Below are 24,638 nucleotides of genomic sequence, written 5' to 3' on the forward strand. Positions count from 1 at the left end.
GTTTCCTCTTGCACGGCGTCCCCATCGGCCTACATTGGTTCCGCTTATGCTAACTTTGAGCATAAGGGTAGGGAGAAGGCGGTCATGGCGGACGGCGTGTTCGGTCTGACGAAGGATCTGGAGCGGGAGACCGCCGGGGTGTGGGCCAAGGTCAAGGACCATGTCACCCCGCTGGAATGGCCCGAACAGGCGCGGCTGATCAGCGAGATCAACCGGCTGAAGCGCGAGCGCGACGCCGTGATCCTGGCCCACAACTATATGACGCCCGAAATCTTCCACGGCGTGGGCGACTATGTCGGCGACAGCCTGGGTCTGGCCAAGGAGGCCGCGCGGTCGGACGCCAGGGTCATCGTCCAGGCGGGCGTCCACTTCATGGCCGAGACGTCCAAGATCCTGTCGCCGGAAAAGACGGTGCTGATCCCCGATCTGCGCGCGGGCTGTTCGCTGGCGTCGTCGATCACCGGGGCGGACGTGCGGCTGATCAAGCAGCGCTATCCGGGCCTGCCGGTCATCACCTATGTCAACACGACGGCCGAGGTGAAGGCCGAGACCGACATCTGCTGCACCAGCGCCAACGCCGTGCAGGTGGTGGAATGGGCGGCCAAGGAATGGGGCGTGGACCGCGTCATCCTGATCCCGGACGAGTTCCTGGCCCGCAACGTCGCGGCCCAGACGACGGTGGGCATCATCGCCTGGAAGGGCCATTGCGAGGTCCACAAACGCTTCACCGCCCAGGATATCGCCGACATGCGCGACGCCTGGCCCGACGCCGAGGTTCTGGCCCACCCCGAATGCCCGGAGGAAATCCTGGCGGCGTCCGACTTCGCCGGATCGACGGCGGCCATGACCGACTATGTCGAGCAGCGCAGGCCCAGGCGGGTGGTGCTGATCACCGAATGTTCGATGGCGTCCAACATCAAGGGCGACGTGCCGGGCGTCGACTTCGTCGGCCCCTGCAATCTGTGCCCGCACATGAAGCGGATCACGCTGCAGAACATCCACGACTGTCTGGTGAACCTGCAGTTCGAGGTGACGGTGCCCGAAGAGATGATCGCGCGCGGGCGTCTGGCGGTGCAGCGGATGATCGACCTGCCGTCGCCCGCCGTCCCGGCCCGCTACGACATCGTCAAGGCGCGCCACCATGTCGATGTGGAGCTGATCTGAGGCGCGGCGTTCGGTCCTGTCGTCAGGACCGGGCGCGACGCCCATCTGGACGCCATGAGCGACATCGACACCCCCTCCCGCAAGCCCGGCCCCTGGGATGCCCAGCCAGCGGCGCCGCACACGCCCGAACCCGCTGCCTCGCCTGTCGCCGAACGGCCGGCCGAGAAGGATCAGGGCCTGATCCTGGCCCTGGCCTCCACGGCGCTGATGGGCGGCTTCCTGTGGTGGATCAGCGGCAGCGCCGTCGTCGCCGGCGCCGTCCTGATCGGCCTGTTCGTGCATGAGGCCGGCCACGCCCTGGCCATGAACCGGCTGGGCATGGGGCCGGCGCGCATCTACATCATCCCGTTCCTGGGCGGTCTGGCCAAGGCGCGGCGCGAGCCCAAGAGCGAGTGGCACGGGGTTCTGGTGTCGCTGGCCGGGCCGGCGTTCGGCCTTCTGGCCATGATCCCCTTCGTGGGCGTGGGGCTGGTTCTGAGACAGCCCGAATGGCTGGCCGGCGCCTTCTTCATCGCCCTGCTGAATCTTGTGAACCTGGTTCCCGCCCCGCCGCTGGACGGGTCCAAGGCGCTGGGGCCGGTGCTGACGCGGGTGCATCCCCGGCTGGAGCAGGCGGTGCTGCTGGCGGTTGGGGTCGCCGTGGTCTGGTGGGGCGTGTCGACGGGTCGGTTCATCCTGGCTGTCTTCCTGGCCCTGTCGGTCTTCGCCCACATGAAGCGCGGCGTCTGGCGCGCGGCTTGGGGCACGCTGAGCTGGCCCGAGGCGGGCAGGAGCCTGGCCCTTTATCTGCTGACCCTGGCGGTCTGCGCGGCGGCGTCGGTCGGCGCCCTCTTGCCCCTGACCGAGGGCGACCCGTCCGGGGCGGTGCGGCTGGGACTGAGCTATCTCGGGGTTGGACGATGAACCGGATGCGACATGACGGGCCGTTGATCGTCGGCGCGGGTCTGGCCGGCCTGTCGGCGGCGCTGGAGGCGGCGCGGGCGGGGGCCAAGGTTCTGGTGGTCACGCCCGAGCCCTTGCTGAACGCCTGTTCCTCGGCCTGGGCGCAGGGCGGCATGGCCGCCGCCCTGACCCCCATCGACACCCCCGAACTGCATGCCCGCGACACCGAGGCGGCGGGCGCCGGTCTGGTCGAGGCGACGGCGGCGCGGGCGCTGACTGGCGTGGGGCGTCAGACGGTGGAATGGCTGGCCGCCCTGGGCGCGCCGTTCGACCGGGATGCGGACGGCGGCTTCGTCGTCAGTCTGGAGGCCGCCCATTCCACCCCCCGCGTGGCGCGGGTCGGCGGCGACGGCGCGGGCCGGGCCATCCTGTCGGCCGTGGTGGCCGCGGTGCGGGCCGAGAAGCGGATCACGGTCTGGGACGACGGGCGGCTGAAGGCCCTGATGCAGGACGCCGACGGCCGGGTGGTCGGGGCGGTGATCGCGCGCGGGCCGAACGGTCGCCGGGTCGAGATCGCGGCGACGGCGGTGGTTCTGGCGACCGGCGGGGCGGGCGGCCTGTTCGCGGCCACCACCACGCCCTCGGCCCTGAAGGGGGAGGGGATGGCCCTGGCCGCCCTGGCGGGGGCGGACATTCTGGACCCCGAGTTCGTGCAGTTCCACCCCACCGCCATCGACGTGGGGCTGGACCCGGCGCCGCTGGCCACCGAAGCCCTGCGCGGCGAGGGGGCGAGGCTGATCGACGGCGAGGGACGGTTCCTGCTGGGCGCGGCGGACGACGCCGATCTGAAGCCGCGCGACGTCGTGGCCCGCGCCGTTCATGCCGCGCGCATCAAAGGGCGCGGCGCCTACCTGGATGCGCGCGCCGCCATCGGGGACGAGTTTCCCCACGCCTTTCCGGCCGTCTTCGCCGCCTGTATGCGCGCCGGTCTGGACCCGCGCCTCAGCCCCATTCCGGTGATGGCCGCCTGCCATTACCACATGGGCGGGATCGCCGCCGACGTGGACGGACGCACGACGGCGCCCGGCCTCTACGCCGTCGGGGAATGCGCCGCGACCGGGGTGCATGGCGCCAACCGCCTGGCCTCAAACTCCCTGCTGGAAGCCGCCGCCTTCGGGCGTCGCGCAGGGAGAGCGGCGGCGGCCGAGAGGGGCGGCGGTCGGCCCGCGCCCGTCCAGATCGCGCCGGACCTGCCGGACGCCGCCCTGGCGGAATTGCGCGACGCCATGACGACCCATGCGGGCGTGATGAGGACGGCCGAGGGGCTGGCGACCCTGATCGCCCTGATCGACGGTCTGGAGGCGCGACACGGCTCGGCGGCGGCGCTGCTGGCCGCGCGGCTGATCGCCCAGGCGGCGCTGGACCGGCGCGAGAGCCGGGGCGGCCACTACCGCGCCGACCATCCCGAAACGGCCGTCCGGGCCGAACATACGCGCGTGCGGCCGACGACCCCGGCGGCGCTGGAGGCGGCGGAATGAGACGATTGCCCGACATCCTGATCGAACCCGTCGTGCGCCTGGCCCTGGCCGAGGATCTGGGCCGGGCGGGGGACGTCACCGCCATGGCCTGCATCCCCGAGGATGCGCGGATGACGGCGGCCTTCGCCAGCCGCAAGTCCGGCGTGCTGGCGGGGGTGGATGCGGTGCGTCTGGCGGTGCTGGCCCTCGATCCCCAGGCGCGGATCGATCAACGCCTGAACGACGGCGACGCCCTGTCGCCCGGCGCGGTGATCGCGGTGGTCGAGGCCAACGCCCGCGCCTTCCTGTCGGCCGAACGCACGGCGCTGAACCTGGTCGGGCGGCTGTCGGGCGTGGCCACCCTGACCCAGGCCTATGTCCAGGCGGTCGCAGGCACGGCCGCGCGGATCGCCGACACGCGAAAGACCACGCCGGGCCTGCGCGCGCTGGAGAAGCACGCCGTGGCCTGCGGCGGGGGGATGAACCATCGCTTCGGTCTGGATGACGCCATCCTGATCAAGGACAACCACGTCGCCGTCTGCGGCGGCGTCGCCGAGGCGGTGCGGCGCGCGCGGGCCTTTGCGCCGCATCTGATGAAGGTCGAGGTCGAGGTCGACGGCCTGGATCAGCTGGACGCCGTCCTGGCCCTGATCGACGAGGGCGCGGCGCCGGACGTGGTCATGCTGGACAACTTCAGCCTGGCCGATCTTCGCACGGCCGTCGGGCGCGTCGCCGGCCGCATCGTGCTGGAGGCGTCGGGCGGGGTCGATCTGACCACGGTGCGGGCCATCGCCGAGACGGGTGTGGACGTCATCTCGGTCGGCGCCCTGACCCATTCGGCGCCGGTTCTGGATATCGGTCTGGACGCGCTGTGAGCCCGGCCGCAGCCGCCGCCGATCAGGCGGGGCTGGCGGCGGTCTGGGCGATCTCGGTCTTGGCGGCGACCTCGGCGGGGCGGGCCGGGCGCGCGACGGGCTGAGCGGCGGGCTGGGCCGGGGTCGGCGCGGGCGTCGAACGCGGTTGGGGCGTCGTCGCATGGGCGGCGGGCAGGCTGAGACCTTCCTGAGCCAGCACCATCGAATAGGCCACGACGTGACCCGCCTGACGGGCCGTTTCGACCGGGTTCAGGCTGGCCTGGACCAGACGGGGACGCTCGACCTCGGACGACGGACGGGCCGCATAGGTGAAGGCGTCGCCGCCGCCCGAACGCCCGCCGAAGCGATAGAACAGATGGCTGCCGACCTGGCTGACCTGCACCAGCGACGACCGCCAGCCGGGCGCGACATGGGTGGTGTGGAAATGGGTCGCATTGCCGACGCGGGCGAAGACCGACCCCGACAGGGCGCTGGACGCCACCGAACGCGCGCGGCTCCAGGCCGAGGCGTTGACCCGGCCGCGCATCACGCCCGAGCAGGTGAAGGAGAACTGGCACCCGCTGCTGCGCGCGGCGCCCTGGAACACCACGCCGCAGACGGTCTTGGGGAAGGCGGGGTGGCGCACCCGGTTCAGCACCACCTGGGCCACGGCCTTCATGCCGTCGGCGCCTTCGCCTCGCGCTTCGTAATAGACGGCCTGGGTCAGGCAATCCAGATCGCGGCTGGCGTCCAGCGCGTGTTCCATGCGGAAAGGGCGGGCGGGGCCGGGCGCCGTCAGGCTGGCGCGACGAAGATTGTTGGAACCGTCGGTGACGCGAAGCTGTTCCAGACGGGCGGCCAGTAGTTCGGACTGGCGGTCGCGCTGGGCGGACCCGGCGCTGGTGTAGGGATCGTGCCGACGCGCGATGGTCAGGGCGCTGGCGTCCAGACCGCCGGCGGCGGCGGCCAGGGCTTCTTCGGTGAAGCCGGCGGCGGTCGCGCCCTGAATCCGTTCGGCCTGGGCGCGCAGCGTCGTCGCGCGCGCAGCCGTGCCGCCCAGATAGGCGCATCCGATCGCCAGACCCACCAGACCGCCGATCGCTGCGGCGGCCGTCATGGGCTTCATCCTGGCCACACGATCGGCGCGCAGAAGGGCGCGCGTCTGCGAGGAATGCGACAACGAGGTAGTCCTGTTCAGCAGGGCGAGAAACGCGGCCCCCGGGGTAGTCCTGCCGGCCAGGCGACGCTGTCGGTCGCTTTCCAGCCTGCAATTTCCGGCGCTCGGCTCACTGGCCCGGGCGTCGAGGACGGGCCTATAGCCAGCCTTTTATGGCCGCAATGTGGTCGATTCGCAATCTGTCTGTTAAGCGACAGAAGCGCCTGTGTATTTTTCAGCAGTCGCCAGCGATGTGGCCAAAACCGGACCTTTTCGCCCGAATAAGCGGGTCGAATACTGTATTGAAATAGGCGTTCACTTTGTACGCGATCATGGTTTTTGATGTTGATGATTAAGGCTGTGTGTCTCTACGGTTTAGAAATGTGACAGTGCGGGTGTTTCGTGACTGAACGACGCCGTCGGAACCGTGACAGGGGCTTTGGCGTTCAAGCGTGGCTTTTGGAGAGACGCCCATGAAAACCGCCATCACCGCCGCCGCCGTCCTGGGAACCCTGGCCTTGGCCGCCTGCGGAACCACGATCGAACAGAAGGCCGCCAGCGGAGCGGTTGCGGGCGCCGTCGTCGGCGGGCCGGTCGGCGCGGCCGTGGGCGGCGCGGCCGGCACGGTGGTCGGCCAGGCGCAGAAGCCGCGCTGAGGCGTCACTCGCGATCAAGGGTGTTGCGGCGAGGACGCCCCGGCCCGTCGAATTGGGCCCGCCGTCGATTTCACCGCCGCGAACCTTGATTTTCGCTCGCATATCGGCTTTGTGCGCCCCGCTTCAGGCCGCGCGTTTCCTTCGCCGCCTGACCCCCGACGGCCGCTCCTGGCCGCTCACAAGGAACCCTGACGCTTTCGCATGAAAGATCTGAAGACCGGATTCTCCGACCGTATTACCGCCCAGCAGGAAGCCAAGAAGGCGCTGCTCGCCAAATTCAAGCCCAAGGCCGCCGCGCCCGATCCCGAATTCGAGAAGCTGGCCGAAAAGCGGGCCGCCGAGAAGGAAGCCCAGCGCCAGCAGCACGAACTGGCCAAGGCCGAGCTTCGCCGTGAAAAGGCCGAGAAGGAAGCCGCCCGCCTCGCGGCCGAACTGGCCGCTCAGGAAGAGATCGACGCCTCCAAGCGCGCGGATCGCAAGGCTCGCAAGCAGCTGACCAAGGAAGAGCAGAAGGCCAAGCGCGACGCCCGCTACGCCGCCCGTAAGGCGCGTCGCTAAGCCTCGGCCGCTTGCTTGTGAATGATCGACGCGCCGCAGGCTCTTGCGGCGCGTTTTTCTTTGCCGGTCAGGCGACCGGCGCGGCCGTCATCTGTTCCAGCAGACCGCGAAGCTGATCCGACGAATAGGGTTTGCGCAGCAGGGGCCAGGGGGTGTCGGCCAGCACCTCGTCCACGTCCTCGCCGACATAGCCCGACACCAGGGCGATCCGCATTTCGGGCCAGGACCGGGCCGCCGCGCGCGCCAGATCGACGCCGCTCATCCCGCCCGGCATGACAACGTCGGTCAGCATCATGTCGTATGAAGTCCGATCCAGCGCGCGCAGGGCGTCCTGGCCGTTTTCGGCCAGATCGACGTCCAGGCCCAGCTCCGCCAGGATTTCCAGCGCCACCGCCGCCACGCCCGGATCGTCCTCGACCAGCAGCAGCCGGCCGCCCTCGATCAGGCTGGCGTCCGTCTCGACCGGGGCGCTTTCGCCGGCGGCGTCTTCGGGCGACAAGGGCGGCAGATAGAGCCGGATTTCCGCCCCCTGTCCGGGCGCGGAGACGATCTGAACCCCGCCGCCCGACTGGCGCGCGAACCCATAGACCTGGCTCAGGCCCAGGCCCGTGCCCTTGCCGACGCCCTTGGTGGTGAAGAAGGGTTCGAACACCCGGTCCAGAATGTCCGGCGACATCCCCTCGCCATTGTCGATCACCGCGACGCAGACATAGCGGCCGGGCGTCAGTTCGGCGACGTCGCCGGCGGCGACCTGGACTTCGCGCGTCTGGACCGTGATGCGCGATCCGCTGCGCCCCTTGGGTCCGGTCACGTCGCCCAGGGCGTCGCGGGCGTTGACGATCAGGTTCAGCAGGGCCGCCTCGAACTGGGCCGGATCGACGTTGGCGCGCGCGCCGCCGCGCTTCAGCCTGACCTTGAAGTCCACCGTCTCGCCCACCGCGCGGCGCCACAGGGGTTCACCCTCGCGGATCAGGGCGTTCAGGTCGATGGGTTCGGGGCGCAAGGCCTGACGCCGCGAGAAGGCCAGCAGCTGGTGCGTCAGGCTCTCGCCCCGACGGGCGGCGGCCAGGGCGGCCTCGCCCAGTTTCTTGCGTTTGGCCGGATCGTCGCTGCGCAGGATGATGTCCAGCGCGCCGATCACCACGGTCAGCAGGTTGTTGAAGTCGTGCGCCACCCCGCCAGTCAACCGCCCGACCGCCTCCATCCGCTGGGCGTGCATCAGCTGGGCCTCGGCCTGGGCCTTTTCGATCAGGGCCTCGTCGACCCGTTCCTCCAGCAGTTCGTTGATCCGCTTCAGGTCGTCCTCGGCCCGTTTGGCGTCGGTGACGTCCAAGCAGGCCCCGACATAGCCCTGGAACAGGCCGGAGGCGTCGAAGCGCGGCACCCCCTCGGTGCGCAGCCAGCGTAGGCCCAGCGACGGATGCTGCACCCGGCTCAGCGCCTCGAAACGATCCCGCGCCTCGAAGGCGCGCATGAAGGCGGCCGAGAACACCGCCTCGTCGTCGGGATGCACCAGGGCGCGCCAGCTGTCGGGCAGATGCACCTCGCCCTTGACGTCGAAGAAGGTGCGGTAGCGACGATTGGCGAAGACCAGCTGGGCGGCGTCGTCGCTCATCCAGATCAGGGCCGGGGCGCTGTCGGCGACGGTGCGGAACCGGTTTTCCGACTCCTCCAGCTTGGCCTGGGCCGCGCGGGTCTCGGTCACGTCGAAGGCGACTCCGACGAAGCCGATCACCTCCGATCCGCTGAGGCGCGGGCGCGAGAAGGACTTCAACCAGCGCCACTGGCCGTCATGGCGGCGATAGCGGGCCTCCAGCGAGAAGGGCGCGTGCGAGGCCTCGCCCGCGATGGATTCGGCCAGGACGCGCGCCTGGTCGTCGGGGTGGATGACCGCGCGCCAGTCCAGATCGCGCGCCGCCTCGTAACCCGCGCCGTAGAAGTCGACATAGGTCTGGTTGACGAAGCTGCGCCCGCCGTCCTGGCCCGTCACCCAGATCAGGACCGGGGCGGTGTCGGCGATGACGTGGAACCGCTGTTCGCTCTCTCGCGTCTCGTTCTCGGCGCGGGCGCGCTCGACCTCGGCCCAGGTGCGGGCGGCGACCTCCTCGACCAGGCTGACCTGGGCCTCGGTCCAGGCGCGCGGCTCGGAGGCGTGGACATAGAGGAAGGCGCGCAGGCGGCCGCCCCGGATCAGGGGCGCGCGGATCAGGGCGCGGGTCTGGATGGCGTCGAAAGCGTCGGCGAAGGCGGCGGTGCGGGGGTCCTGGCGCACGTCCTCGATCTGGATGGTGCGACCCTCGGCCAGGTCCGCGATCAGGTCCTCGCCGAAGGCGTGCAGGCTGAACTGGCCCTGGGCGCTGGAGACGCCGGAAGTCCAGTCGCGCGTCATGGACACGACGCCCGCCGCCTGATCGACCTCGCCATAGCCGACCCGCCCGGCGTCCAGGAGGCCGCCAAGGGCGCGTTCGACCTGGCCCATGATCTCGTCGGGATCGTTCTGGTCGCGCAGCCGGTCGGTGAGGTCCAGCAGGAAGGCGTGGCGGCGTTCGGCCCGCGCGGAAGCCTCCAGCGCCTCGCGGCTGTCGGTCACGTCGAAGGCGATGCCGGTGTGGCCCAGGAACCGGCCCTGTTCGTCGAAGCGCGGCTGCGCGACGGCCCGCATCCATCGCCAGCCGCCGTCGGGCCCGCTGACCCGCGCCTCGAAGCTGTAGGGCTTGCGGTCCTTGGCCGCCTCGCCTTCCACGGCGTCGATCGTGGCCAGGTCGTCGGGGTGAAAGACCTCGCGCCATCCGCCGTTCGCCAGCGCCGCCTTGTCCATGCCATGCAGGTTCAGGACGGCGGCGTTGACGAACTCGAACGCGCCGTCGGCGTTCCTCAGCCAGATGGGCGAAGGGGTGGTGTCGGCTAGATGCCGGAACCGGGTGTCGCTTTCGCTAATGCGCAACAGGGCGCCGCGCAGGGCCGCGCTGATCCCCGCCATGAACAGGCCGACCACGACGAAGTTGACGGTGGCCACGCCGGCTATGGCGTGCAGGACGCCGTCCTTGCCGGTCGCGGTCAAGCCGACAATGGCCCAGCCGCCGCCGATGCAGACGATCAGGGCCGTCACCGCCGCCGTCCATCCGCCCGCCAGCGCCGCCAGGCTGATCGCCGGCAACAGGATGGAGAAGCTGGTCACGTCGCCATAGACGGTCGACAGCGCCGCCCGGCCCAACAGGGCGGCGACCGCGAAGCCGAAACCGATGACCAGACGGCTGAACACGGACGGGGTCGACAGCCGCGCCAGGCCGACCAGCCAGCGATCCGCCGTCGCCATGCGCCATGACGACGCCCTGTCGTCCCTGGATTTCGGCATCCCCGGTCCCGTACTGATCAGGCGAACTGGCGTCAGCTTTACACCCTGAACACGGGGCGGCCACCCATCTTCTGGCGGCTGCGGCGTCGAACGACGTAACGGCGGTCGCCGTGCCGCCGGAAATTGGTCTAGGTTTGTCGCTAAGGACGCGAACCTCTGGCGCTCGGCGACGTTGTCGAACGCCCTGTCGGACGTGGAATGACCCTGCTGCCCTGGAAGACGATGTGGACGACGCTGCGGCGTTCGGCGGCGGCCCTGCCGGCGGCGGGCGCGGTGCTGGGCGTCGCCATGGCCGCCGGTTCCAGCGTGCGCCCGGACGCGGATCGCACCGCCGAAGCCGTGTCGCGCATCACGCGCGGCGATCTGGGCGCCGGGGGGCTGGCGGCGATCAAGGCGCGCCTGACGCCCGCCCAGCTGGCCGAGGCCATGCGCCACGACCCCGATCTGCTGCAACCGGCCCTATATGGACTGACGCCGGGCTGGGAAAGCCTGACGCTGGCGGGAAAGCCGGGTCTGGAGCCGGGCAAGAGCGGGCTGGAGGCCCAGCGCCTGAATGCCGCCATGACGCCCGCCGCCGGCGCCCTGCGTCCCGCCCAGCCCTTCGTCTTCAAGGGCAGCGCCGAGGATCGTCGCCGGGCCCTGCGCTGCCTGACCCAGGCGGTTTATTTCGAGGCGGCGCTGGAGCCGGACAGCGGTCAGGCCGGCGTGGCCCAGGTGGTGCTGAACCGGGTGCGCGATCCCAACTACGCCAACACCGTCTGCGGCGTGGTGTTCGAAGGGGCCGAGCGGACCACGGGCTGTCAGTTCAGCTTCACCTGCGACGGCTCCCTTTCCCAGTCGCCGGTCCCCTGGGCGTGGGACCGGGCGCGGCGCGTGGCGGAGAAGGCGCTGGACGGCGCGGTCGCGCAACAGGTCGGCACCGCCACCCACTATCACGCCGACTATGTGCATCCGTGGTGGGCGCCGACGGTGGCCAAGGTGACGCAGATCGGCGCGCACATCTTCTATCGCTGGAAGGGCGTCTATGGCGAAACCGCCGCCTTCCGAAACGTCTACAAGGGCCGCGAGCCGGCGATCGACGAGGCGCGCTTCTCGCGGCCGCGCGCGGTCCTGCCGGCCGGCGCCGCGACGGGCGGACCCGACCCCGACGCCCCGACGTCTGCGATAAAGGATGCGCCGCTCCGCACGGTCGAGATCGACGGCCGGCAGCGCGTCGTCGGCGTGGCCAGCCTGGGCGGACGGCGCCTGCCGACCCGGGAGGAGGTCGCCGCCATCAACGCCCGCCTGACCCCCTTGGACCGCCCCAGGGCCGCCGCGCCCGCGCCCGCCGGCGTCACGACCATGGAGGTCGAGGAGGTCGGCCGCCCGGCGAACTGAAGGGCGGCGTGCAACGGTTTTACGTCGCCGGGCATTGAGAAGCTTAAGCAGACGCGCCGGGCCTAAGAGGATGCCTCGTTGAACCACTCAGAAGTCGGCCGTTCCCGGTGGGACGAGGCGGATCGTCTTGCGGCGCTCAAGAGATACGGGGTGCTGGATACGACGCCCGAGGCCGCGTTCGACGACCTGGCCAATCTGGCGGCCCGCCTGTGCGAGGCGCCCATGGCCGCCGTCAGCCTGGTCGACGCCGAGCGTCAGTGGTTCAAGGCCGAGGTCGGACTGGGCGTGCCCCAGACGCCGCGCCCCGTCTCCTTCTGCGCCCATGCGATGGTCAGCGACCAGCCGTTGATCGTGACCGACGCCCGGCTGGACCCCCGGTTCGCCGACAATCCGCTGGTCACGGACGCGCCGCACATCCGCTTCTACGCCGGCTATCCGCTGAAGACGCCCGAGGGGGCGCCGCTGGGCGCGCTGTGCGTGCTGGATCATCATCCGCGCCCGCAAGGTCTGACCGAGCTGCAAGCCCTGGCCATGCAGACCCTGGCCACGCAGGTCATGACCCAGCTGGAGCTGCGCCGCGCCCTGCTGGAGCGGGATCGCAGCGAGAAGACCGCCCAGATGGCCATCGAGGCCTCGGCCTATGTCGGCGCTTGGGACTGGGACATCGCGGCTGACAGCGTGGCGGCCGACGCCCGGTTCGCCCGGATGTACGGCGTCGATCCGGCCGTGGCGCTCCACGGGGCGCCCCTCGCGGTGTTCCGCGCCAACGTCCACCCCGACGACGGCGACCGACTGGACGAGGACATTCAGCGCGCCCTGGCCGAGGAAGGGGTCTTCATCAGCGAATACCGGCTGGTGGTCGAGGGGCAGGTGCGCTGGGTTCTGGCGCGCGGCCAGGTCGAATACGACCGCGCGGGCGTCGCCGTGCGCCTGTCGGGCGTCGCGGTCGACATCACCCGGCGCAAGCAGATCGAGACCGATCTGGCGGAAGCCGCGCGGGCGCTGAGCGAAAGCGAGACCCGGTTCCGCATCCTGGCCGACGCCATGCCCCAGATGGTGTGGTCGACCCTGCCCGACGGCTTTCACGACTACTACAACGCCCGCTGGTACGAGTTCACCGGCGTCCCGGTCGGATCGACCGACGGGGAAGGGTGGAACGACATCTTCCACCCCGACGACCAGCAGCGGGCCTGGACGGTCTGGCGCCAGTCGCTGCAGACGGGCGAACCCTATGAGATCGAATACCGGCTGAAACACCACAGCGGGGCCTATCGCTGGACCCTGGGGCGGGCGGTGGCCATCCACGACGACGAGGGACGGATCACGCGCTGGTTCGGCACCTGCACCGACATCGACGAACTGAAGCGGCTGGAGCAGGGCCGCGAACTGGTCAGCCAGGAGCTGAGCCACCGCATCAAGAACATCTTCGCCGTGGTCAACGCCCTGGTCGCCCTGTCGGCCCGTCAGTACCCGGAGGCCAAGGCGTTCTCGGCCTCGCTGCGGACCCGCATCGCCGCCCTGGCCCGCGCGCACGAGTTCGTGCGGCCGCATACGGAGACGTCCCGGACCACCATCGGCGCGACCACGCTGCACACCTTCCTGGCGGACCTGTTCAAGGCCTATGCCGACGATGTGGGTCTGGCGCGGGTGGTCATCAGCGGGGACGACGCGGTGTTCGACGATCAGGCGGCCACCTCGGTCGCCCTGCTGTTCCACGAACTGGCCACCAACGCCGCCAAATACGGCGCCCTGTCGCAAAAGGAGGGCGGGGTTTTGCTGCACACGGCCCAGGACGGGGATCGGTTCGTCCTGACCTGGAGCGAGCGGGACGGTCCCCGCATCGACGGGCCGCCCACGCGCTCGGGCTTCGGCTCGTCGCTGGCCACCCTGTCGGTGGAGGGGCAGCTGGGCGGAAAACTGCATCGCGAGTGGAACGCGGGCGGGCTGAAGGTCATTGTGGACCTGCCGGCGACCGCCCTTTCGCGCCGCAGAGCCGCCGTCTCCGGCAGAATCTAGCCCCTGTATTGAACCGACGCCGACAAGCCGCGTTATGAACGCCCACGATCACAAGCTTTAGCCATGACTGCCCGCATCCTGATCATCGAAGACGAGGCCCTGGTGGCCATGGAGCTTCGCTTCGTCCTTGAGGATCTGGGCCACCAGGTCACGGGGGTCGCCGCGACATCCAGGGCCGCGCTGGATCTGGTGCGCGAGAACGACGTGGACCTGGCCTTGGTCGACATCCATCTGTCGGACGGCGCCACGGGCATCGAACTGGGTCGCGAACTGGGTCAGGACATGGGCGTCAGCGTCCTGTTCATGACCGCCAATCCGGGCATGGTCCGCGACGGCGTCGCCGGCGCCATCGGCGTTCTGTCCAAGCCCACCGACGAACGCGCCGTCCAGACGGCCGTGGACTACGCCCTGCGCCGCCGTCAGGGCCAGCCGACCGAATACGCGCCCCCCGGACTGCAACTGTTCGGCTGATCTCCGCCGGGGCTGGCCTTACCAGACGCCGATCTTCTCGGCCTCGGCGTGGCTGATGGGGTGGTGAGCCTTGGCGTGGTCTTCCTCGGCGAGGAAGCGGGCGGCTTCAAGGGCGGCCATACAGCCCATGCCGGCGGCGGTGACGGCCTGGCGATAGACGTCGTCGGTGACGTCGCCGGCGGCCCAGACGCCCTCGATGGCGGTGGAGGCCGAGCCGGGCTTGACCCGCAGATAGCCGCCCGAGTTCGTCTCCAGCTGCCCCTTGAACAGTTCCGACGACGGGGCGTGGCCGATGGCGATGAAGACGCCGTCGGCGGGGATTTCGCGGGTCGAGCCGTCCTTGACGTTCTTCAGCCGGACGCCCTTGACGTTGCGGGCGATGCCGTCCACGACGCCGACGATCTCCTCGATGGCGACGTCCCAGATCACCTCGACCTTGGGGTTGGCGAACAGGCGGTCCTGCAGGATCTTCTCGGCGCGGAACTCGTCGCGGCGGTGGACGACCGTGACCTTGGAGGCGAAGTTGGTCAGGAACAGCGCCTCTTCGACCGCCGTATTGCCGCCGCCGACCACCACGACCTGCTTGCCGCGATAGAAGAAGCCGTCGCAGGTGGCGCAGGCCGAGACGCCGAAGCCCTGATAGGCGGCCTCCGACTCCAGACCCAGCCACTTGGCCTGGGCGCCGGTGGAGATGATGACCGTCTCGGCCAGGATCTCGGCGCCGCCGTCCAGCGTCAGCCGGAACGGGCGCTGGGACAGGTCGGCGGAGGTGACGATGTCGTGGATGACCTCGGTTCCGACGTGCAGGGCCTGGGCCTGCATCTGCTCCATCAGCCACGGACCCTGGATGGTCTCGGCGAAGCCGGGATAGTTCTCGACGTCGGTGGTGATGGTCAGCTGGCCGCCGGGCTGGATGCCGGCGATGACGACGGGGTTCAGGGAGGCGCGCGCCGCATAGATGGCGGCGGTCCAGCCGGCGGGGCCGGAACCGATGATGGCGACGCGGACGGTACGAGCTTGGGTCATAGGCCCTATTTAGGCGGTGATTCCCGTTTGCGCGATGCCGGTCTGACGCAGGGCGCCGACGTCGGCCAAAAAGGCCACTGTAATTTTTTAGAGTGTACTTTCGTGCAGATTTTTGCGAGTCGTTCTTAAGGCGGCCTCCGATCCGGGCTGATTATGGGACGCGGCTGCGTCAGGATCGGACGTGGACGGCCTATCGCGTTCGCATCGCCTCCAGAACGGCGCGGGCGGCGCGGTCGGTTTCGGCGAGGGGGGCGTAGGTCCAGGGGGCCAGCGTCCCGTCGAACGGGCGGGCGGCGCCGCGCGCGCGCAGGTCGTCGTGCAGGCGGGCGAACTTGCCGCCGGACTTCAGCGGGATCATCGGCAGGATGTGGACCGGCTTGCCGGTCGAGGCGGCCTCGGCGGCCATGTTGGCGCTGTCCTGCGTGACCAGCACATGGTCGGCGTCGTGCAGGAAGCCGAACAGGGGGTTGTCGCCGGTCCCGTCCCAGATCCAGCCGGGTAGGTCCGACAGGCGGTCGGTCATGGCGGCCCTGGCCGCATCCGGCGTGCGGCGCGAGAAGGTCAGCATCAGCGAACCGCCGGCCGTGCGCACGGCGTCCGCGATCTGGTCGGCCAGGGCGGCGGCGTGGGCGGGGGGCAGGTCGAACGCCTTCGACCGGCCGCCGATCAGGACGGCGACGCGGGGATGAGGCAGGGGGGCGATCCGGTCGGCGAAGGCGGGGGCGGCCTCGGCGATCCGCTCGGGCGTTATGCGGTGCGGCGAGCCGGTGATCTCGAAGACATTGTCGCCTGACAGGCCGTCGTGGGCGGGGGCGACGATCATGTCGTAGCGGGCGTTGGCCCAGCGCGGGTCCTGGGTCTGGACCACGAAGGTCTTGCCGCCGCTCCACTGCTTCACCCGCGTCGAAAGGGGCAGGGTGGCGCGGCCCGTCGCGATCCACAGATCGGGCCAGGGGGCGGCGAGGGCGGCGGAGGCCGGGTCCAGCATGGCCCGCGTCTTCAGCGCCGAGGGCAGGCGGTCGAACGGCGCGCGCCAGCGGATGTGCTTGGTGGAGATTTCGGCCGGGGTCAGGCGCTGGACCGCCTCGGCGAGGCCCAGGGCCTGGTTCTCGATCCCGGCGCGGCCGTCCGAGACGACCCAGATGGAGAGGGGGCCGGACGACGGAATGGGCGTCATGCCCCGGTCGCGTCGGCCCGGACCCAGGTCATGGCCTCGATCTTGTTGCCGTCGGGATCGCGCAGGAAGGCGGCGTAATAGCCGGGGGCGTATTCCGGTCGGAAGCCGGGCGCGCCGTCGTCTTGACCACCGGCGGCCAGCCCCCGGGCATGAAAGCGATCCACCGCGGCGCGGTCAGGGGCGGCGAAACAGACATGGGCGCCGTTGCCCGCCGAGGCGGCCTGACGATCGTGAGGGATGGAGGCCCAGAACTCCGGGAAGGCGTGGCCATAGGCCAAGCCCATCGGGTGTTGCATCACCCGGCCGACGCCCAGGGCGCCGAGGGCGGCGTCGTAGAAGACGCCGGCCCGCGCCAGGTCGCTGACACCCACCGAAACATGCGACACCAGAGGCGGGCGTGTTTCGGCGGCGTCGGTCATGGTGTTACTTCCACTCGACCTTGAGGATTTCGTAGGCCTTCACGCCGCCGGGGGTGTTGACCTCGACCACGTCGCCGACCTCCTTGGAGATCATGGCGCGGGCGATCGGGGAGGCGATGGAGATGCGGCCCTGCTTCACGTCGGCTTCGTGTTCGCCGACGATCTGATAGCGGCTCTCTTCCTCGGTGTCCTCGTCGACCACGGTGACGGTGGCGCCGAACTTGACCTGGTTTCCCGACAGTTTGGACACGTCGATGACCTGGGCGCGGCTGATCTTGTCCTCGATCTCGGCGATCTGGCCCTCGATCCAGCCCTGCCGCTCCTTGGCGGCGTGGTATTCGGCGTTTTCGGACAGGTCGCCGTGTTCGCGGGCCTCGGAAATGGCCGCGATCACGCTGGGCCTTTCGACCGACTTCAATTGCTTCAGTTGATCGTCGAGGGCGCGATAGCCCTCGGCCGTCATCGGCACTTTTTCCATTGTGTCGTGATTTTTCTTGTTCGCCCAGAGACTGGAAAGACGCGAAAGGAGGCACATAAAAGGCCGCGGGGCGGGCGCGGCCGGGCATCAAAACTAGGGGATGTCGCGCCTGAAATCAAGAGCGCCGCCCCAGACGGGCCATAATTCAGGCGCGCGCGGGCGGCTCGGATTTGGGATCGCGGCGCAGCACGCCCTTGATCAGGCTGTAGGCCAGCCAGCCGATGGCGGCGAGACCCAGGAACATGAACAGGCCGGAAATCAGCGCGGCCCCGGCGGCCATGAAGGCCAGGACGAAGGCGACGGCGGCGGCGAGTCCGGCGATGATCTGAATGGTTTGAAGGCGCATGGTCCGTTAACGTCTTGCGCCCAGTCGGGTTGCGACCCGTCGATCACGATCCGATCACGCATAGCTGTAGTCGCCGCCCCGCTCCAGCGCGCGGCGATAGGCGGGGCGGGCGTGAATCCGGTCCAGAAACGCCTTGAGGCGCGGCTTGGTCGCGGCGTCGAAGGCGCGGTCGGCCCCGGCCTCGACCGGGAAGCTCATCATGATGTCGGCGGCGGTGAACTGGTCCCCCGCGAACCATTCGGAGCGGCCCAGCTCGGCCTCCCAATAGGCGACATGGGCGCGCAGCTGGGGTTCGACGAAACCGGCCAGGGCCTTGTTCGCCACCCCCTTGACCAGGGGCTTCATCAGGCCGGGCGCGCGCTGGGGCAGGACGCTGAACACCAGTTTCAGCAACAGGGGCGGCATGGCCGATCCCTCGGCGTAGTGAAGCCAGTAGGTGAAGCGACGCGCGTCCGGCGTGCCCGGCGTCGGGCGCAGCCGGCCGTGGCCGTAGGCGTCCAGCAGATATTCGACGATGGCCCCGGTTTCCGCCACGACGACCTCGCCGTCCTCGATCACCGGCGACTTGCCGAGCGGATGGACCTTCAGCAGTTCGGGCGGGGCCAGGCGGCTGCGGGGATCGCGCTGGTAGCGGACCACCTCATAGTCCAGCCCCAACTCCTCCAGCAGCCACAGGACGCGCTGGGAGCGGCTGTCGTTCAGGTGATGGACTTTGATCATGGTCGGCTCCGCACGAGCCCCGACTATCGAGGCGCCTGGGGGTGAAGTCGAGGTCTATCGCGGGGTGCGGCCGCTCCAGCGGCTGCGGGGACGGGCGCGGTTCTGGGCCTGTGTCTGGGCCTGCGGGGCCGCCTTGGCGCGGGCGCCGTCGCGACGGCTGCGCCACACCTCATAGGCCAGGGTCGCCAGGGCCAGCTTGCCGGCGTGACGGCCCGCCAGGCGGCGTCCGCCCTTGGACAGCAAGAGGCCGCCCAGCATGGGAACCAGTTTGTGCAGACGGGACATGGTCATCTCCTTGGTTTTCCTTCCAACGCGCCCGGCCGGTTCGCGTTTCGGCCTGCGACGACCCGATCTGTCGGCGGCCGTCAGAAGGTTTGGCGCGCGCGCGGCGAAAAGGGGTGCTAGCTCTGGCCGATGCGCTCCTCCGGTCTCGCCGCCTTCTTCACCTCGCTCAGCTTCTTCGTCATCGCCGCCCTGGTCGCCGGGGTGGTGGTCGGCGCCCTGGCCCAGGGCGCGGAGGCGCCGTGGCTGACCGGCGGGCTGGGCGTGGTCGAGAGCCTGGGGCAGGTGTGGCTGAACGCCCTGCGGATGACGGTGATCCCGCTGGTGTTCAGCCTGTTGGTCACGGGAATCGTCTCCATCGCCGACGCCGCCGCGACGGGACGGATCGCGGTGCGGTCGCTGGGCGTGTTCGGCGTGCTGCTGACCGGGGCGACGGTCTATGCGATTTTGGCCGGGCTGGGCCTCCTGGCGATCTGGCCCATCGACCCGGAGGCGGGGCGGGGGCTGCTGGCGGGGGTGACGCCTGATGCGCTGTCGGTCGTGGGCGAGGCGGCGCGGACCGACGGTCTGCGCGCCTTCCTGGCCAGTCTGGCGCCCGCGAACGTGGTCAAGGCGGCGGCGGACGACGGGGTTCTGGCGGTCGTGGTGTTCGCGGTCGCCTTCGGCTTCGCGGCGACCCGGATCAGAAGCGAGCTGCGTCGGCCGTTGGCGGGCTTCTTCGAGGCGGTCGCCGAGACGATGGTGGTGATCGTGCATTGGGTGCTGCTGGCCGCCCCGTTCGGGGTGTTCGCCCTGGCGCTGGGCGTCGGTTTGCGCGCCGGTCTGGGGGTGGCGGGGACGCTGGCCCACTATGTCGCCATCGTCTGCCTGAGCCAGATCGGCCTGATCCTGGTGATCTATGTCGTGGCGGTGGTCTGGGGGCGGATCTCGCTGGCGCGGTTCGCCCGCGCGGTGGCCCCGGCCCAGGTGGTCGCCGTCTCGACCCAGTCGTCCCTGGCCAGCCTGCCGGTCATGATCGAGCGGGCGCGCGACTGGCTGGGCGTTCCCCAGGCCTCGGCGGGTCTGGTCCTGCCGCTGGCGGTGGCGGTGTTCCGCATCACCAGCCCGGTCGCCAATCTGGCGGTCTGTCTGTATGTGGCGCAGCTGAACGGGGTGCATCTGGGCCTGGGCGTGCTGATCGCCGGGGGACTGACGGCCATCGCCGTGTCCATCGCCTCGGTCGGCCTGCCCGGTCAGGTCAGCTTCTTCGCCGCCGTCGGGCCGATCTGTCTGGCCATGGGCCTGCCGCTGGGGGTGCTGCCGCTGCTGTTGGCGGTCGAGGTCATCCCCGATATCTTCCGCACCGTCGGCAACGTCACCGCCGACCTCGCCGCGACCCGGATCGTGGCGGGGCGGGACGACGCCGCCGCATCCGACATCGAATAGGGATCGAACCTTGCCCCTGCCCAAGCTTCCTGTCGCCGCCGCCTTCGGCCTGATCTCGCTGGCCCTGACCCAGACGCCGGCGATGGCGTCGAGCGAACCCCTGCCGGTCCATGTCGGCGGGCGCGTGATCCGCGCGGCGGACGGGCTGAGCTTCGGCTGGCCGGGCGTCTATTTCGAAAGCCGGTTCAACGGGACGGGGGTGCGGGTCCGTTTCGACGCGCCGGAGCAGAACCTGCGGCTGCTGGTCGACGGGCGCGAACGGACCCTGTTCCGCAACGCCGGGCGGGTCGATCTGATGCTGGACGATCTGACGGCTGGGGACCACGTCGTGCGGCTGGAGAAACAGAGCGAGAGCCAGACCGGCGGCGGACGGTTCACGGGCTTCTTTACGACGGGCGACGGCCGCGCCCTGCCGGCGCCCGCGCGCAGCCGCCAGATCGAGTTCATCGGCGATTCCTATTCGGTGGGCTATGGCGACGTCTCGTCGGCCCGGACCTGCACGCCGCAGGAAATCCACGACACGACCGACACCCAGCGCGCCTTCGGCCCGGTGGTCGCGCGGCGGTTCGACGCCGATTACCGGATCAACGCCTATTCCGGCTATGGCGTCGTTCGCAACTATGGCGGCAAGGACCCGGGGGCCAGCCTGCCGAGCCTGTATCCGCGCCTGAAGCCGGACGATCCGCGCGAGGCGGCCGGGGCGGACCCGGGCTGGCGGCCGGCGATCATCGTCGTCAACCTGGGGACCAACGACTTTTCGACCCCGCTGCACGCGGGCGAAGCCTGGGCGGACGAGGCGGCCCTGCGCGACGCCTATCGCCGACGCTACGTGGACTTCCTGCAAGAGCTGCACGCGGCCCAGCCCCAGGCGCGGTTCATCCTGATGGGGTGGGCCAACACCGTGGGGGCGGACATCGCCCAGGTGGCGGCGACGGTGAACGCCCGGACGCCGAATCTGGCCACGGCCCTGCCGTTCGACGGTCTGGACCTGCAGGCCTGCGACTGGCACCCGTCCCAGGCCGATCACGCCAAGCTGGCCACTATGGTCGAAGGGGCGATCACGACGATCGACGGCGACTGGCGACCCGCGCCCTGACGGTCACAAGACGACCCGGGCCGCCCCGGCCAACAGCAGGATCAGGTGCAGCGAAACCATCACGCCGAACCGCGTCCTGAACGGTTCCTTGCGCGTCTTGTGGCGCATCAGATGCTGGCCCATCCAGGCGCCCAGGCCGCCGATCAGGCCGAACAGCAGAAGCGTCGATTCCGGCGTGCGCCACAGGCCGCTTTTGGCCTTCCGCTTGTCCCAGGCGAAGGCCAGAAAGCCCGCCGCCTCCGCGATCAGGAGGGCGATCAGAGCCTTGTCGAGCGTCGAAATCAGCAGGGTTCCCCTGTCCCCGGCCGCACCGTCGTCGAAGCGTGCGGCCGAAGACTGAACGTCAGCCGTAGGCCTGGATCGCCTTCACGTCCAGGTCGCCGGCCTTGATGGCGCCGATGGCCTGGGCCGCCGCCAGCGCGCCGGCGGTGGTGGTGTAGTAGGGGATCTTCATCATCAGGGCGGTGCGGCGCAGGGAGAAGCTGTCCTGAAGCGACTGCTTGCCCGAGGTGGTGTTGAAGACCAGCTGGACCTCGCCGTTCTTCATGGCGTCCACGATGTGCGGGCGGCCTTCCAGCACCTTCTTGACCAGCTTCACCTGAAGCCCCTTTTCGGCCAGATAGGCGTGGGTGCCGCCGGTGGCGATCAGGCTGAAGCCTTCGGCCAGCAGGGTCCGGGCGGCGTCCAGGATGAAGGGCTTGTCCTCGTCCTTGACCGAGATGAAGGCGCAGCCCGAGGTCGGCAGGGTGGTCCCGCCGCCGATCTGGGACTTGGCGAAGGCGCGGGCGAAGGCGGGGGCCATGTCGGCCTCGCCATCGCGTTTCCAGTCCAGACCCATGACCTCGCCGGTCGAACGCATTTCCGGGCCCAGGATGGTGTCGACCCCGGCGAAGCGAGCGAACGGGAAGACCGCCTCCTTGACCGCGATATGGTCGTAGGGCTTGTCCGTCAGGCCGAAAGACTTCAGCGGAACGCCCGCCATGACCTTGGCGGCGATGGCGGCGATGGGCTGGCCGATGGTCTTGGCGACGAAGGGCGCCGTGCGCGACGCGCGGGGGTTCACCTCCAGCACGAAGATGCGGGGTTCGGCGCCGTGCGGCTCCTCGATGGCGAACTGCACGTTCATCAGGCCGCGCACCTTCAGGGCCTTGGCCATTTCGGTGGTCTGGCGCTTCAGCTCGGCGACCGTCTCGGCCGACAGGGAGTAGGGCGGCATGGAGCAGGCGCTGTCGCCCGAGTGGACCCCGGCCTCCTCGATATGTTCCAGCACGCCCGCGACGAAGACCGTCTCGTCGTCGCACAGGGCGTCCACGTCGACCTCGGTGGCGCGGTTCAGATAGTGGTCGATCAGGACGGGATCGGAACCCGAAACCCGCATGGCCTCGTGGACGTAACGGTCCAGTTGCTCGCGGTCGTGGACGATCATCATGCCGCGTCCGCCCAGCACATAGGAGGGACGCAGGACGACCGGATAGCCGACCTCCTCGGCCTTTTGCGCGGCTTCCTCGGCCGAGCGGGCCAGGGCGTTGGGCGGCTGGCGAAGGCCGATGCCCTCCAGCATCTGCTGGAAGCGTTCGCGGTCCTCGGCCAGGTCGATGGAGTCGACGGATGTGCCCAGCACCGGAATGCCGTCGTCCTGCAGCGCATGGGCCAGCTTTAGCGGGGTCTGGCCGCCGAACTGGACGACGCAGCCGATCAGTTCGCCGTTCGCGCGTTCGACCTCGATCAGCTCCAGCACGTCCTCGGCCGTCAGCGGCTCGAAATACAGACGGTCGGAGGTGTCGTAGTCGGTCGAGACCGTCTCGGGGTTGCAGTTGACCATGATCGATTCGACGCCGATCTGGTCGAAGGCGAAGGCCGCGTGGCAGCAGCAGTAGTCGAACTCGATCCCCTGGCCGATCCGGTTCGGACCGCCGCCCAGGATGATGGCCTTCTTGCGATCCGACGGCGCGCTCTCGCACTCGGGAACCTGGCCAAGTGCGCCGGTCTCATAGGTCGAATACATATAGGCGGTGGCGCTGGCGAACTCGGCCGCGCAGGTGTCGATGCGCTTGAACACCGGGCGGACGTTCAGGCCGCGACGGGCCAGACGGACGGACTTCTCGGTCGCGCCGGTCAGGTGCGCCAGGCGGGCGTCGGAGAAGCCCTTGGCCTTGAGGCGGCGGAACTCGGTCGGGTCGGACGGCAGGCCCTTGACCCGGACGTGGCCTTCCTCGCGCACGATGTCGGCGATCTGGCGCAGGAACCACGGCTCATAGGCGCAGGCGGCGTTGACCTCTTCCACCGACAGGCCGTGGCGGAAGGCCTGGGCGATGACGCGGATGCGGTCGGGCGTCGGCACGCCCAGCGCCCGCACCACGGCGGCGCGGGCGGTCGCGTCGTCTGCGGCGCCGGCCACGCCGTCGATCTCGATCTCGTCGAAGCCGTCCAGACCCGTCTCCAGCCCGCGCAGGGCCTTCTGCATCGATTCCTGGAAGGTGCGGCCGATGGCCATGACCTCGCCCACCGACTTCATCGAGGTGCCCAGCAGCGGCTCGGAGCCGGGGTATTTCTCGAAGGCGAAGCGCGGAATCTTGGTGACGACATAGTCGATCGACGGCTCGAACGACGCCGGCGTGACCTGGGTGATGTCGTTCTGAAGCTCGTCCAGCGTATAGCCGACCGCCAGACGCGCCGCGACCTTGGCGATGGGGAAGCCGGTGGCCTTGGACGCCAGGGCCGAGGAGCGCGACACGCGCGGGTTCATCTCGATCACGACCATGCGGCCGTCGGCGGGATTGATGGCCCACTGTACGTTCGATCCGCCCGTCTCCACGCCGATCTCGCGAAGGACGTTGATCGAACCGGTCCGCATCCGCTGATATTCCTTGTCGGTCAGCGTCAGGGCGGGGGCGACGGTGATCGAGTCGCCCGTGTGGACGCCCATCGGATCGACGTTCTCGATGGAGCAGATAATGATGCAGTTGTCCGCCGTGTCGCGGACGACCTCCATCTCGTATTCCTTCCAGCCGAGAACGGATTCTTCGATCAGGACCTCGGTGGTCGGCGACAGGTCCAGGCCGCGCAGGACGATCTCGTCGAACTCCTCGCGGTTATAGGCGATGCCGCCGCCGGTGCCGGCCAGGGTGAAGGACGGGCGGATCACGGCGGGCAAGCCGACGAACTCCAGCCCCTCCAGCGCCTCCTCCATCGAATGGGCGGCCTTGGAGCGGGGACTCTCCAGACCCAGCTTGTCCATGGCGTCGCGGAACTTCTGGCGATCCTCGGCCTTGTCGATGACCTCGGCCTTGGCGCCGATCATCTCGACCCCGTGGCGGGCCAGGGCGCCCGATTCATGCAGGGCCAGCGCCGTGTTCAGCGCCGTCTGGCCGCCCATGGTGGGCAGCAGGGCGTCGGGCTTTTCCTTGACGATGATCTTCTCGACCATCTCAGGCGTGATCGGCTCGATATAGGTGGCGTCGGCCACCTCCGGGTCGGTCATGATGGTGGCGGGGTTCGAATTGACCAGGATGACCCGGTAGCCTTCCGCCTTCAGCGCCTTGCATGCCTGAACGCCGGAATAGTCGAACTCGCACGCCTGGCCGATGACGATCGGGCCGGCGCCGATGATGAGGATGGACTTGATGTCTGTGCGCTTGGGCATCGCCAGCTCTTCTTCTTATT

22 protein-coding genes are annotated in these 24,638 nt (G+C 69.6%); 11 read left to right on the plus strand and 11 right to left on the minus strand.

Going from position 1 to position 24,638, the window contains the following annotated elements:
• Positions 1-84: 84 nt before the first annotated feature.
• From nadA to nadC, 4 genes are read left to right on the plus strand one after another with little or no spacing between them, the layout of a single operon-like run.
• A complete protein-coding gene (gene nadA, locus SH203_RS04100) occupies positions 85-1,164 on the plus strand; it encodes a quinolinate synthase NadA (RefSeq protein WP_087119609.1) in 1,080 nt (359 codons plus the stop codon).
• 54 nt (positions 1,165-1,218) lie between these two features.
• Positions 1,219-2,067: a metalloprotease gene (locus SH203_RS04105; RefSeq protein ID WP_087119610.1), complete on the plus strand. Its 849-nt coding sequence runs from the start codon at positions 1,219-1,221 to the stop codon at positions 2,065-2,067.
• Positions 2,064-3,584, plus strand: a complete 1,521-nt coding sequence (locus SH203_RS04110; RefSeq protein ID WP_087119611.1) for an L-aspartate oxidase — start codon at positions 2,064-2,066, stop codon at positions 3,582-3,584. Before SH203_RS04105 ends, SH203_RS04110 begins: the two co-directional genes overlap by 4 nt.
• On the plus strand, positions 3,581-4,438 hold the full coding sequence (nadC, locus tag SH203_RS04115) for a carboxylating nicotinate-nucleotide diphosphorylase (RefSeq protein ID WP_087119612.1): 858 nt from the start codon (positions 3,581-3,583) through the stop codon (positions 4,436-4,438). Before SH203_RS04110 ends, nadC begins: the two co-directional genes overlap by 4 nt.
• Before the next feature lie 22 nt (positions 4,439-4,460).
• Here the strand turns inward: nadC and SH203_RS04120 are convergent, their stop codons facing one another.
• Positions 4,461-5,534, minus strand: a complete 1,074-nt coding sequence (locus SH203_RS04120; RefSeq protein ID WP_200808806.1) for a cell wall hydrolase — start codon at positions 5,532-5,534, stop codon at positions 4,461-4,463.
• 512 nt (positions 5,535-6,046) lie between these two features.
• Between SH203_RS04120 and SH203_RS04125 the strand changes: the two genes are divergently transcribed.
• Together SH203_RS04125 and SH203_RS04130 are read left to right on the plus strand one after the other, a co-directional pair.
• Positions 6,047-6,229 carry a hypothetical protein gene (locus SH203_RS04125; RefSeq protein WP_087119614.1) on the plus strand — a complete coding sequence of 61 codons (183 nt, stop codon included), beginning with the start codon at positions 6,047-6,049 and terminating at the stop codon, positions 6,227-6,229.
• A 201-nt stretch (positions 6,230-6,430) separates the two neighbouring features.
• Positions 6,431-6,787: a DUF6481 family protein gene (locus SH203_RS04130; protein ID WP_087119615.1), complete on the plus strand. Its 357-nt coding sequence runs from the start codon at positions 6,431-6,433 to the stop codon at positions 6,785-6,787.
• 67 nt (positions 6,788-6,854) lie between these two features.
• On the opposite strand, the gene SH203_RS04135 is transcribed toward SH203_RS04130, so the two are convergent.
• Positions 6,855-10,142 (minus strand): PAS domain S-box protein, encoded by a 3,288-nt coding sequence (locus tag SH203_RS04135; RefSeq protein WP_087119616.1) that lies wholly within the window; start codon positions 10,140-10,142, stop codon positions 6,855-6,857.
• A 198-nt stretch (positions 10,143-10,340) separates the two neighbouring features.
• Here SH203_RS04135 and SH203_RS04140 point away from each other — a divergent pair, with 198 nt between their 5' ends.
• From SH203_RS04140 to SH203_RS04150, 3 genes are all read left to right on the plus strand, one after another.
• Positions 10,341-11,519: a cell wall hydrolase gene (locus SH203_RS04140; RefSeq protein ID WP_087119617.1), complete on the plus strand. Its 1,179-nt coding sequence runs from the start codon at positions 10,341-10,343 to the stop codon at positions 11,517-11,519.
• A gap of 78 nt (positions 11,520-11,597) precedes the next feature.
• Positions 11,598-13,535: a PAS domain-containing protein gene (locus SH203_RS04145; RefSeq protein WP_087119618.1), complete on the plus strand. Its 1,938-nt coding sequence runs from the start codon at positions 11,598-11,600 to the stop codon at positions 13,533-13,535.
• 63 nt (positions 13,536-13,598) lie between these two features.
• The gene (locus SH203_RS04150; protein ID WP_087119619.1) at positions 13,599-14,006 is read left to right on the plus strand and encodes a response regulator; all 408 of its coding nucleotides are present in this window, start codon (positions 13,599-13,601) and stop codon (positions 14,004-14,006) included.
• 18 nt (positions 14,007-14,024) lie between these two features.
• Here SH203_RS04150 and trxB read toward each other — a convergent pair whose 3' ends face one another.
• The 7 genes from trxB to SH203_RS04185 all read right to left on the minus strand — a co-directional run bounded on the left by trxB (position 14,025) and on the right by SH203_RS04185 (position 18,457).
• On the minus strand, positions 14,025-15,032 hold the full coding sequence (gene trxB, locus SH203_RS04155; RefSeq protein WP_087119620.1) for a thioredoxin-disulfide reductase: 1,008 nt from the start codon (positions 15,030-15,032) through the stop codon (positions 14,025-14,027).
• Positions 15,033-15,222: 190 nt separating this feature from the next.
• Complete coding sequence (locus SH203_RS04160; RefSeq protein ID WP_087119621.1) at positions 15,223-16,209, minus strand: mitochondrial fission ELM1 family protein; 987 nt, start codon at positions 16,207-16,209, stop codon at positions 15,223-15,225.
• Positions 16,206-16,628 (minus strand): VOC family protein, encoded by a 423-nt coding sequence (locus SH203_RS04165; protein ID WP_234989376.1) that lies wholly within the window; start codon positions 16,626-16,628, stop codon positions 16,206-16,208. The genes SH203_RS04160 and SH203_RS04165 overlap by 4 nt, the downstream gene beginning before the upstream one ends.
• A 4-nt stretch (positions 16,629-16,632) precedes the next feature.
• Positions 16,633-17,106 carry a transcription elongation factor GreA gene (gene greA / locus SH203_RS04170; RefSeq protein ID WP_087119622.1) on the minus strand — a complete coding sequence of 158 codons (474 nt, stop codon included), beginning with the start codon at positions 17,104-17,106 and terminating at the stop codon, positions 16,633-16,635.
• Between the two features lie 145 nt (positions 17,107-17,251).
• A complete protein-coding gene (locus SH203_RS04175; RefSeq protein ID WP_087119623.1) occupies positions 17,252-17,452 on the minus strand; it encodes a hypothetical protein in 201 nt (66 codons plus the stop codon).
• Positions 17,453-17,506: 54 nt separating this feature from the next.
• Positions 17,507-18,172: a glutathione S-transferase family protein gene (locus SH203_RS04180; RefSeq protein ID WP_087119624.1), complete on the minus strand. Its 666-nt coding sequence runs from the start codon at positions 18,170-18,172 to the stop codon at positions 17,507-17,509.
• Between the two features lie 54 nt (positions 18,173-18,226).
• The gene (locus tag SH203_RS04185) at positions 18,227-18,457 is read right to left on the minus strand and encodes a cysteine protease (RefSeq protein ID WP_087120152.1); all 231 of its coding nucleotides are present in this window, start codon (positions 18,455-18,457) and stop codon (positions 18,227-18,229) included.
• Between the two features lie 129 nt (positions 18,458-18,586).
• On the opposite strand from SH203_RS04185, the gene SH203_RS04190 reads away from it, so the two are divergent.
• Both SH203_RS04190 and SH203_RS04195 read left to right on the plus strand, forming a co-directional pair.
• The gene (locus SH203_RS04190) at positions 18,587-19,879 is read left to right on the plus strand and encodes a dicarboxylate/amino acid:cation symporter (RefSeq protein WP_087119625.1); all 1,293 of its coding nucleotides are present in this window, start codon (positions 18,587-18,589) and stop codon (positions 19,877-19,879) included.
• Between the two features lie 10 nt (positions 19,880-19,889).
• Positions 19,890-20,975, plus strand: a complete 1,086-nt coding sequence (locus tag SH203_RS04195) for an SGNH/GDSL hydrolase family protein (protein WP_234989377.1) — start codon at positions 19,890-19,892, stop codon at positions 20,973-20,975.
• Between the two features lie 3 nt (positions 20,976-20,978).
• On the opposite strand, the gene SH203_RS15855 is transcribed toward SH203_RS04195, so the two are convergent.
• Positions 20,979-21,263 carry a DUF1294 domain-containing protein gene (locus SH203_RS15855; protein WP_087119626.1) on the minus strand — a complete coding sequence of 95 codons (285 nt, stop codon included), beginning with the start codon at positions 21,261-21,263 and terminating at the stop codon, positions 20,979-20,981.
• Positions 21,264-21,318: 55 nt separating this feature from the next.
• On the minus strand, positions 21,319-24,618 hold the full coding sequence (carB, locus tag SH203_RS04205; protein ID WP_087119627.1) for a carbamoyl-phosphate synthase large subunit: 3,300 nt from the start codon (positions 24,616-24,618) through the stop codon (positions 21,319-21,321).
• Between the last annotated feature and the right edge of the window lie 20 nt (positions 24,619-24,638).

This window comes from Brevundimonas sp. SH203, from assembly GCF_002157625.1.
In the GTDB taxonomy this organism is placed as follows: domain Bacteria; phylum Pseudomonadota; class Alphaproteobacteria; order Caulobacterales; family Caulobacteraceae; genus Brevundimonas.

Coding starts and splice junctions, on each gene's coding strand:
- greA (WP_087119622.1), bottom strand. CDS start 17,106: ATGGAAAAAGTGCCGATGACGGCCGAGGGCTATCGCGCCCTCGACGAT.
- nadA (WP_087119609.1), top strand. CDS start 85: ATGGCGGACGGCGTGTTCGGTCTGACGAAGGATCTGGAGCGGGAGACC.
- SH203_RS04175 (WP_087119623.1), bottom strand. CDS start 17,452: ATGCGCCTTCAAACCATTCAGATCATCGCCGGACTCGCCGCCGCCGTC.
- nadC (WP_087119612.1), top strand. CDS start 3,581: ATGAGACGATTGCCCGACATCCTGATCGAACCCGTCGTGCGCCTGGCC.
- SH203_RS04180 (WP_087119624.1), bottom strand. CDS start 18,172: ATGATCAAAGTCCATCACCTGAACGACAGCCGCTCCCAGCGCGTCCTG.
- SH203_RS04110 (WP_087119611.1), top strand. CDS start 2,064: ATGAACCGGATGCGACATGACGGGCCGTTGATCGTCGGCGCGGGTCTG.
- SH203_RS04125 (WP_087119614.1), top strand. CDS start 6,047: ATGAAAACCGCCATCACCGCCGCCGCCGTCCTGGGAACCCTGGCCTTG.
- SH203_RS04160 (WP_087119621.1), bottom strand. CDS start 16,209: ATGACGCCCATTCCGTCGTCCGGCCCCCTCTCCATCTGGGTCGTCTCG.
- SH203_RS04130 (WP_087119615.1), top strand. CDS start 6,431: ATGAAAGATCTGAAGACCGGATTCTCCGACCGTATTACCGCCCAGCAG.
- SH203_RS04190 (WP_087119625.1), top strand. CDS start 18,587: ATGCGCTCCTCCGGTCTCGCCGCCTTCTTCACCTCGCTCAGCTTCTTC.
- SH203_RS04120 (WP_200808806.1), bottom strand. CDS start 5,534: ATGACGGCCGCCGCAGCGATCGGCGGTCTGGTGGGTCTGGCGATCGGA.
- SH203_RS04140 (WP_087119617.1), top strand. CDS start 10,341: ATGACCCTGCTGCCCTGGAAGACGATGTGGACGACGCTGCGGCGTTCG.
- trxB (WP_087119620.1), bottom strand. CDS start 15,032: ATGACCCAAGCTCGTACCGTCCGCGTCGCCATCATCGGTTCCGGCCCC.
- carB (WP_087119627.1), bottom strand. CDS start 24,618: ATGCCCAAGCGCACAGACATCAAGTCCATCCTCATCATCGGCGCCGGC.
- SH203_RS04185 (WP_087120152.1), bottom strand. CDS start 18,457: ATGTCCCGTCTGCACAAACTGGTTCCCATGCTGGGCGGCCTCTTGCTG.
- SH203_RS04150 (WP_087119619.1), top strand. CDS start 13,599: ATGACTGCCCGCATCCTGATCATCGAAGACGAGGCCCTGGTGGCCATG.
- SH203_RS04105 (WP_087119610.1), top strand. CDS start 1,219: ATGAGCGACATCGACACCCCCTCCCGCAAGCCCGGCCCCTGGGATGCC.
- SH203_RS04165 (WP_234989376.1), bottom strand. CDS start 16,628: ATGACCGACGCCGCCGAAACACGCCCGCCTCTGGTGTCGCATGTTTCG.
- SH203_RS04135 (WP_087119616.1), bottom strand. CDS start 10,142: ATGCCGAAATCCAGGGACGACAGGGCGTCGTCATGGCGCATGGCGACG.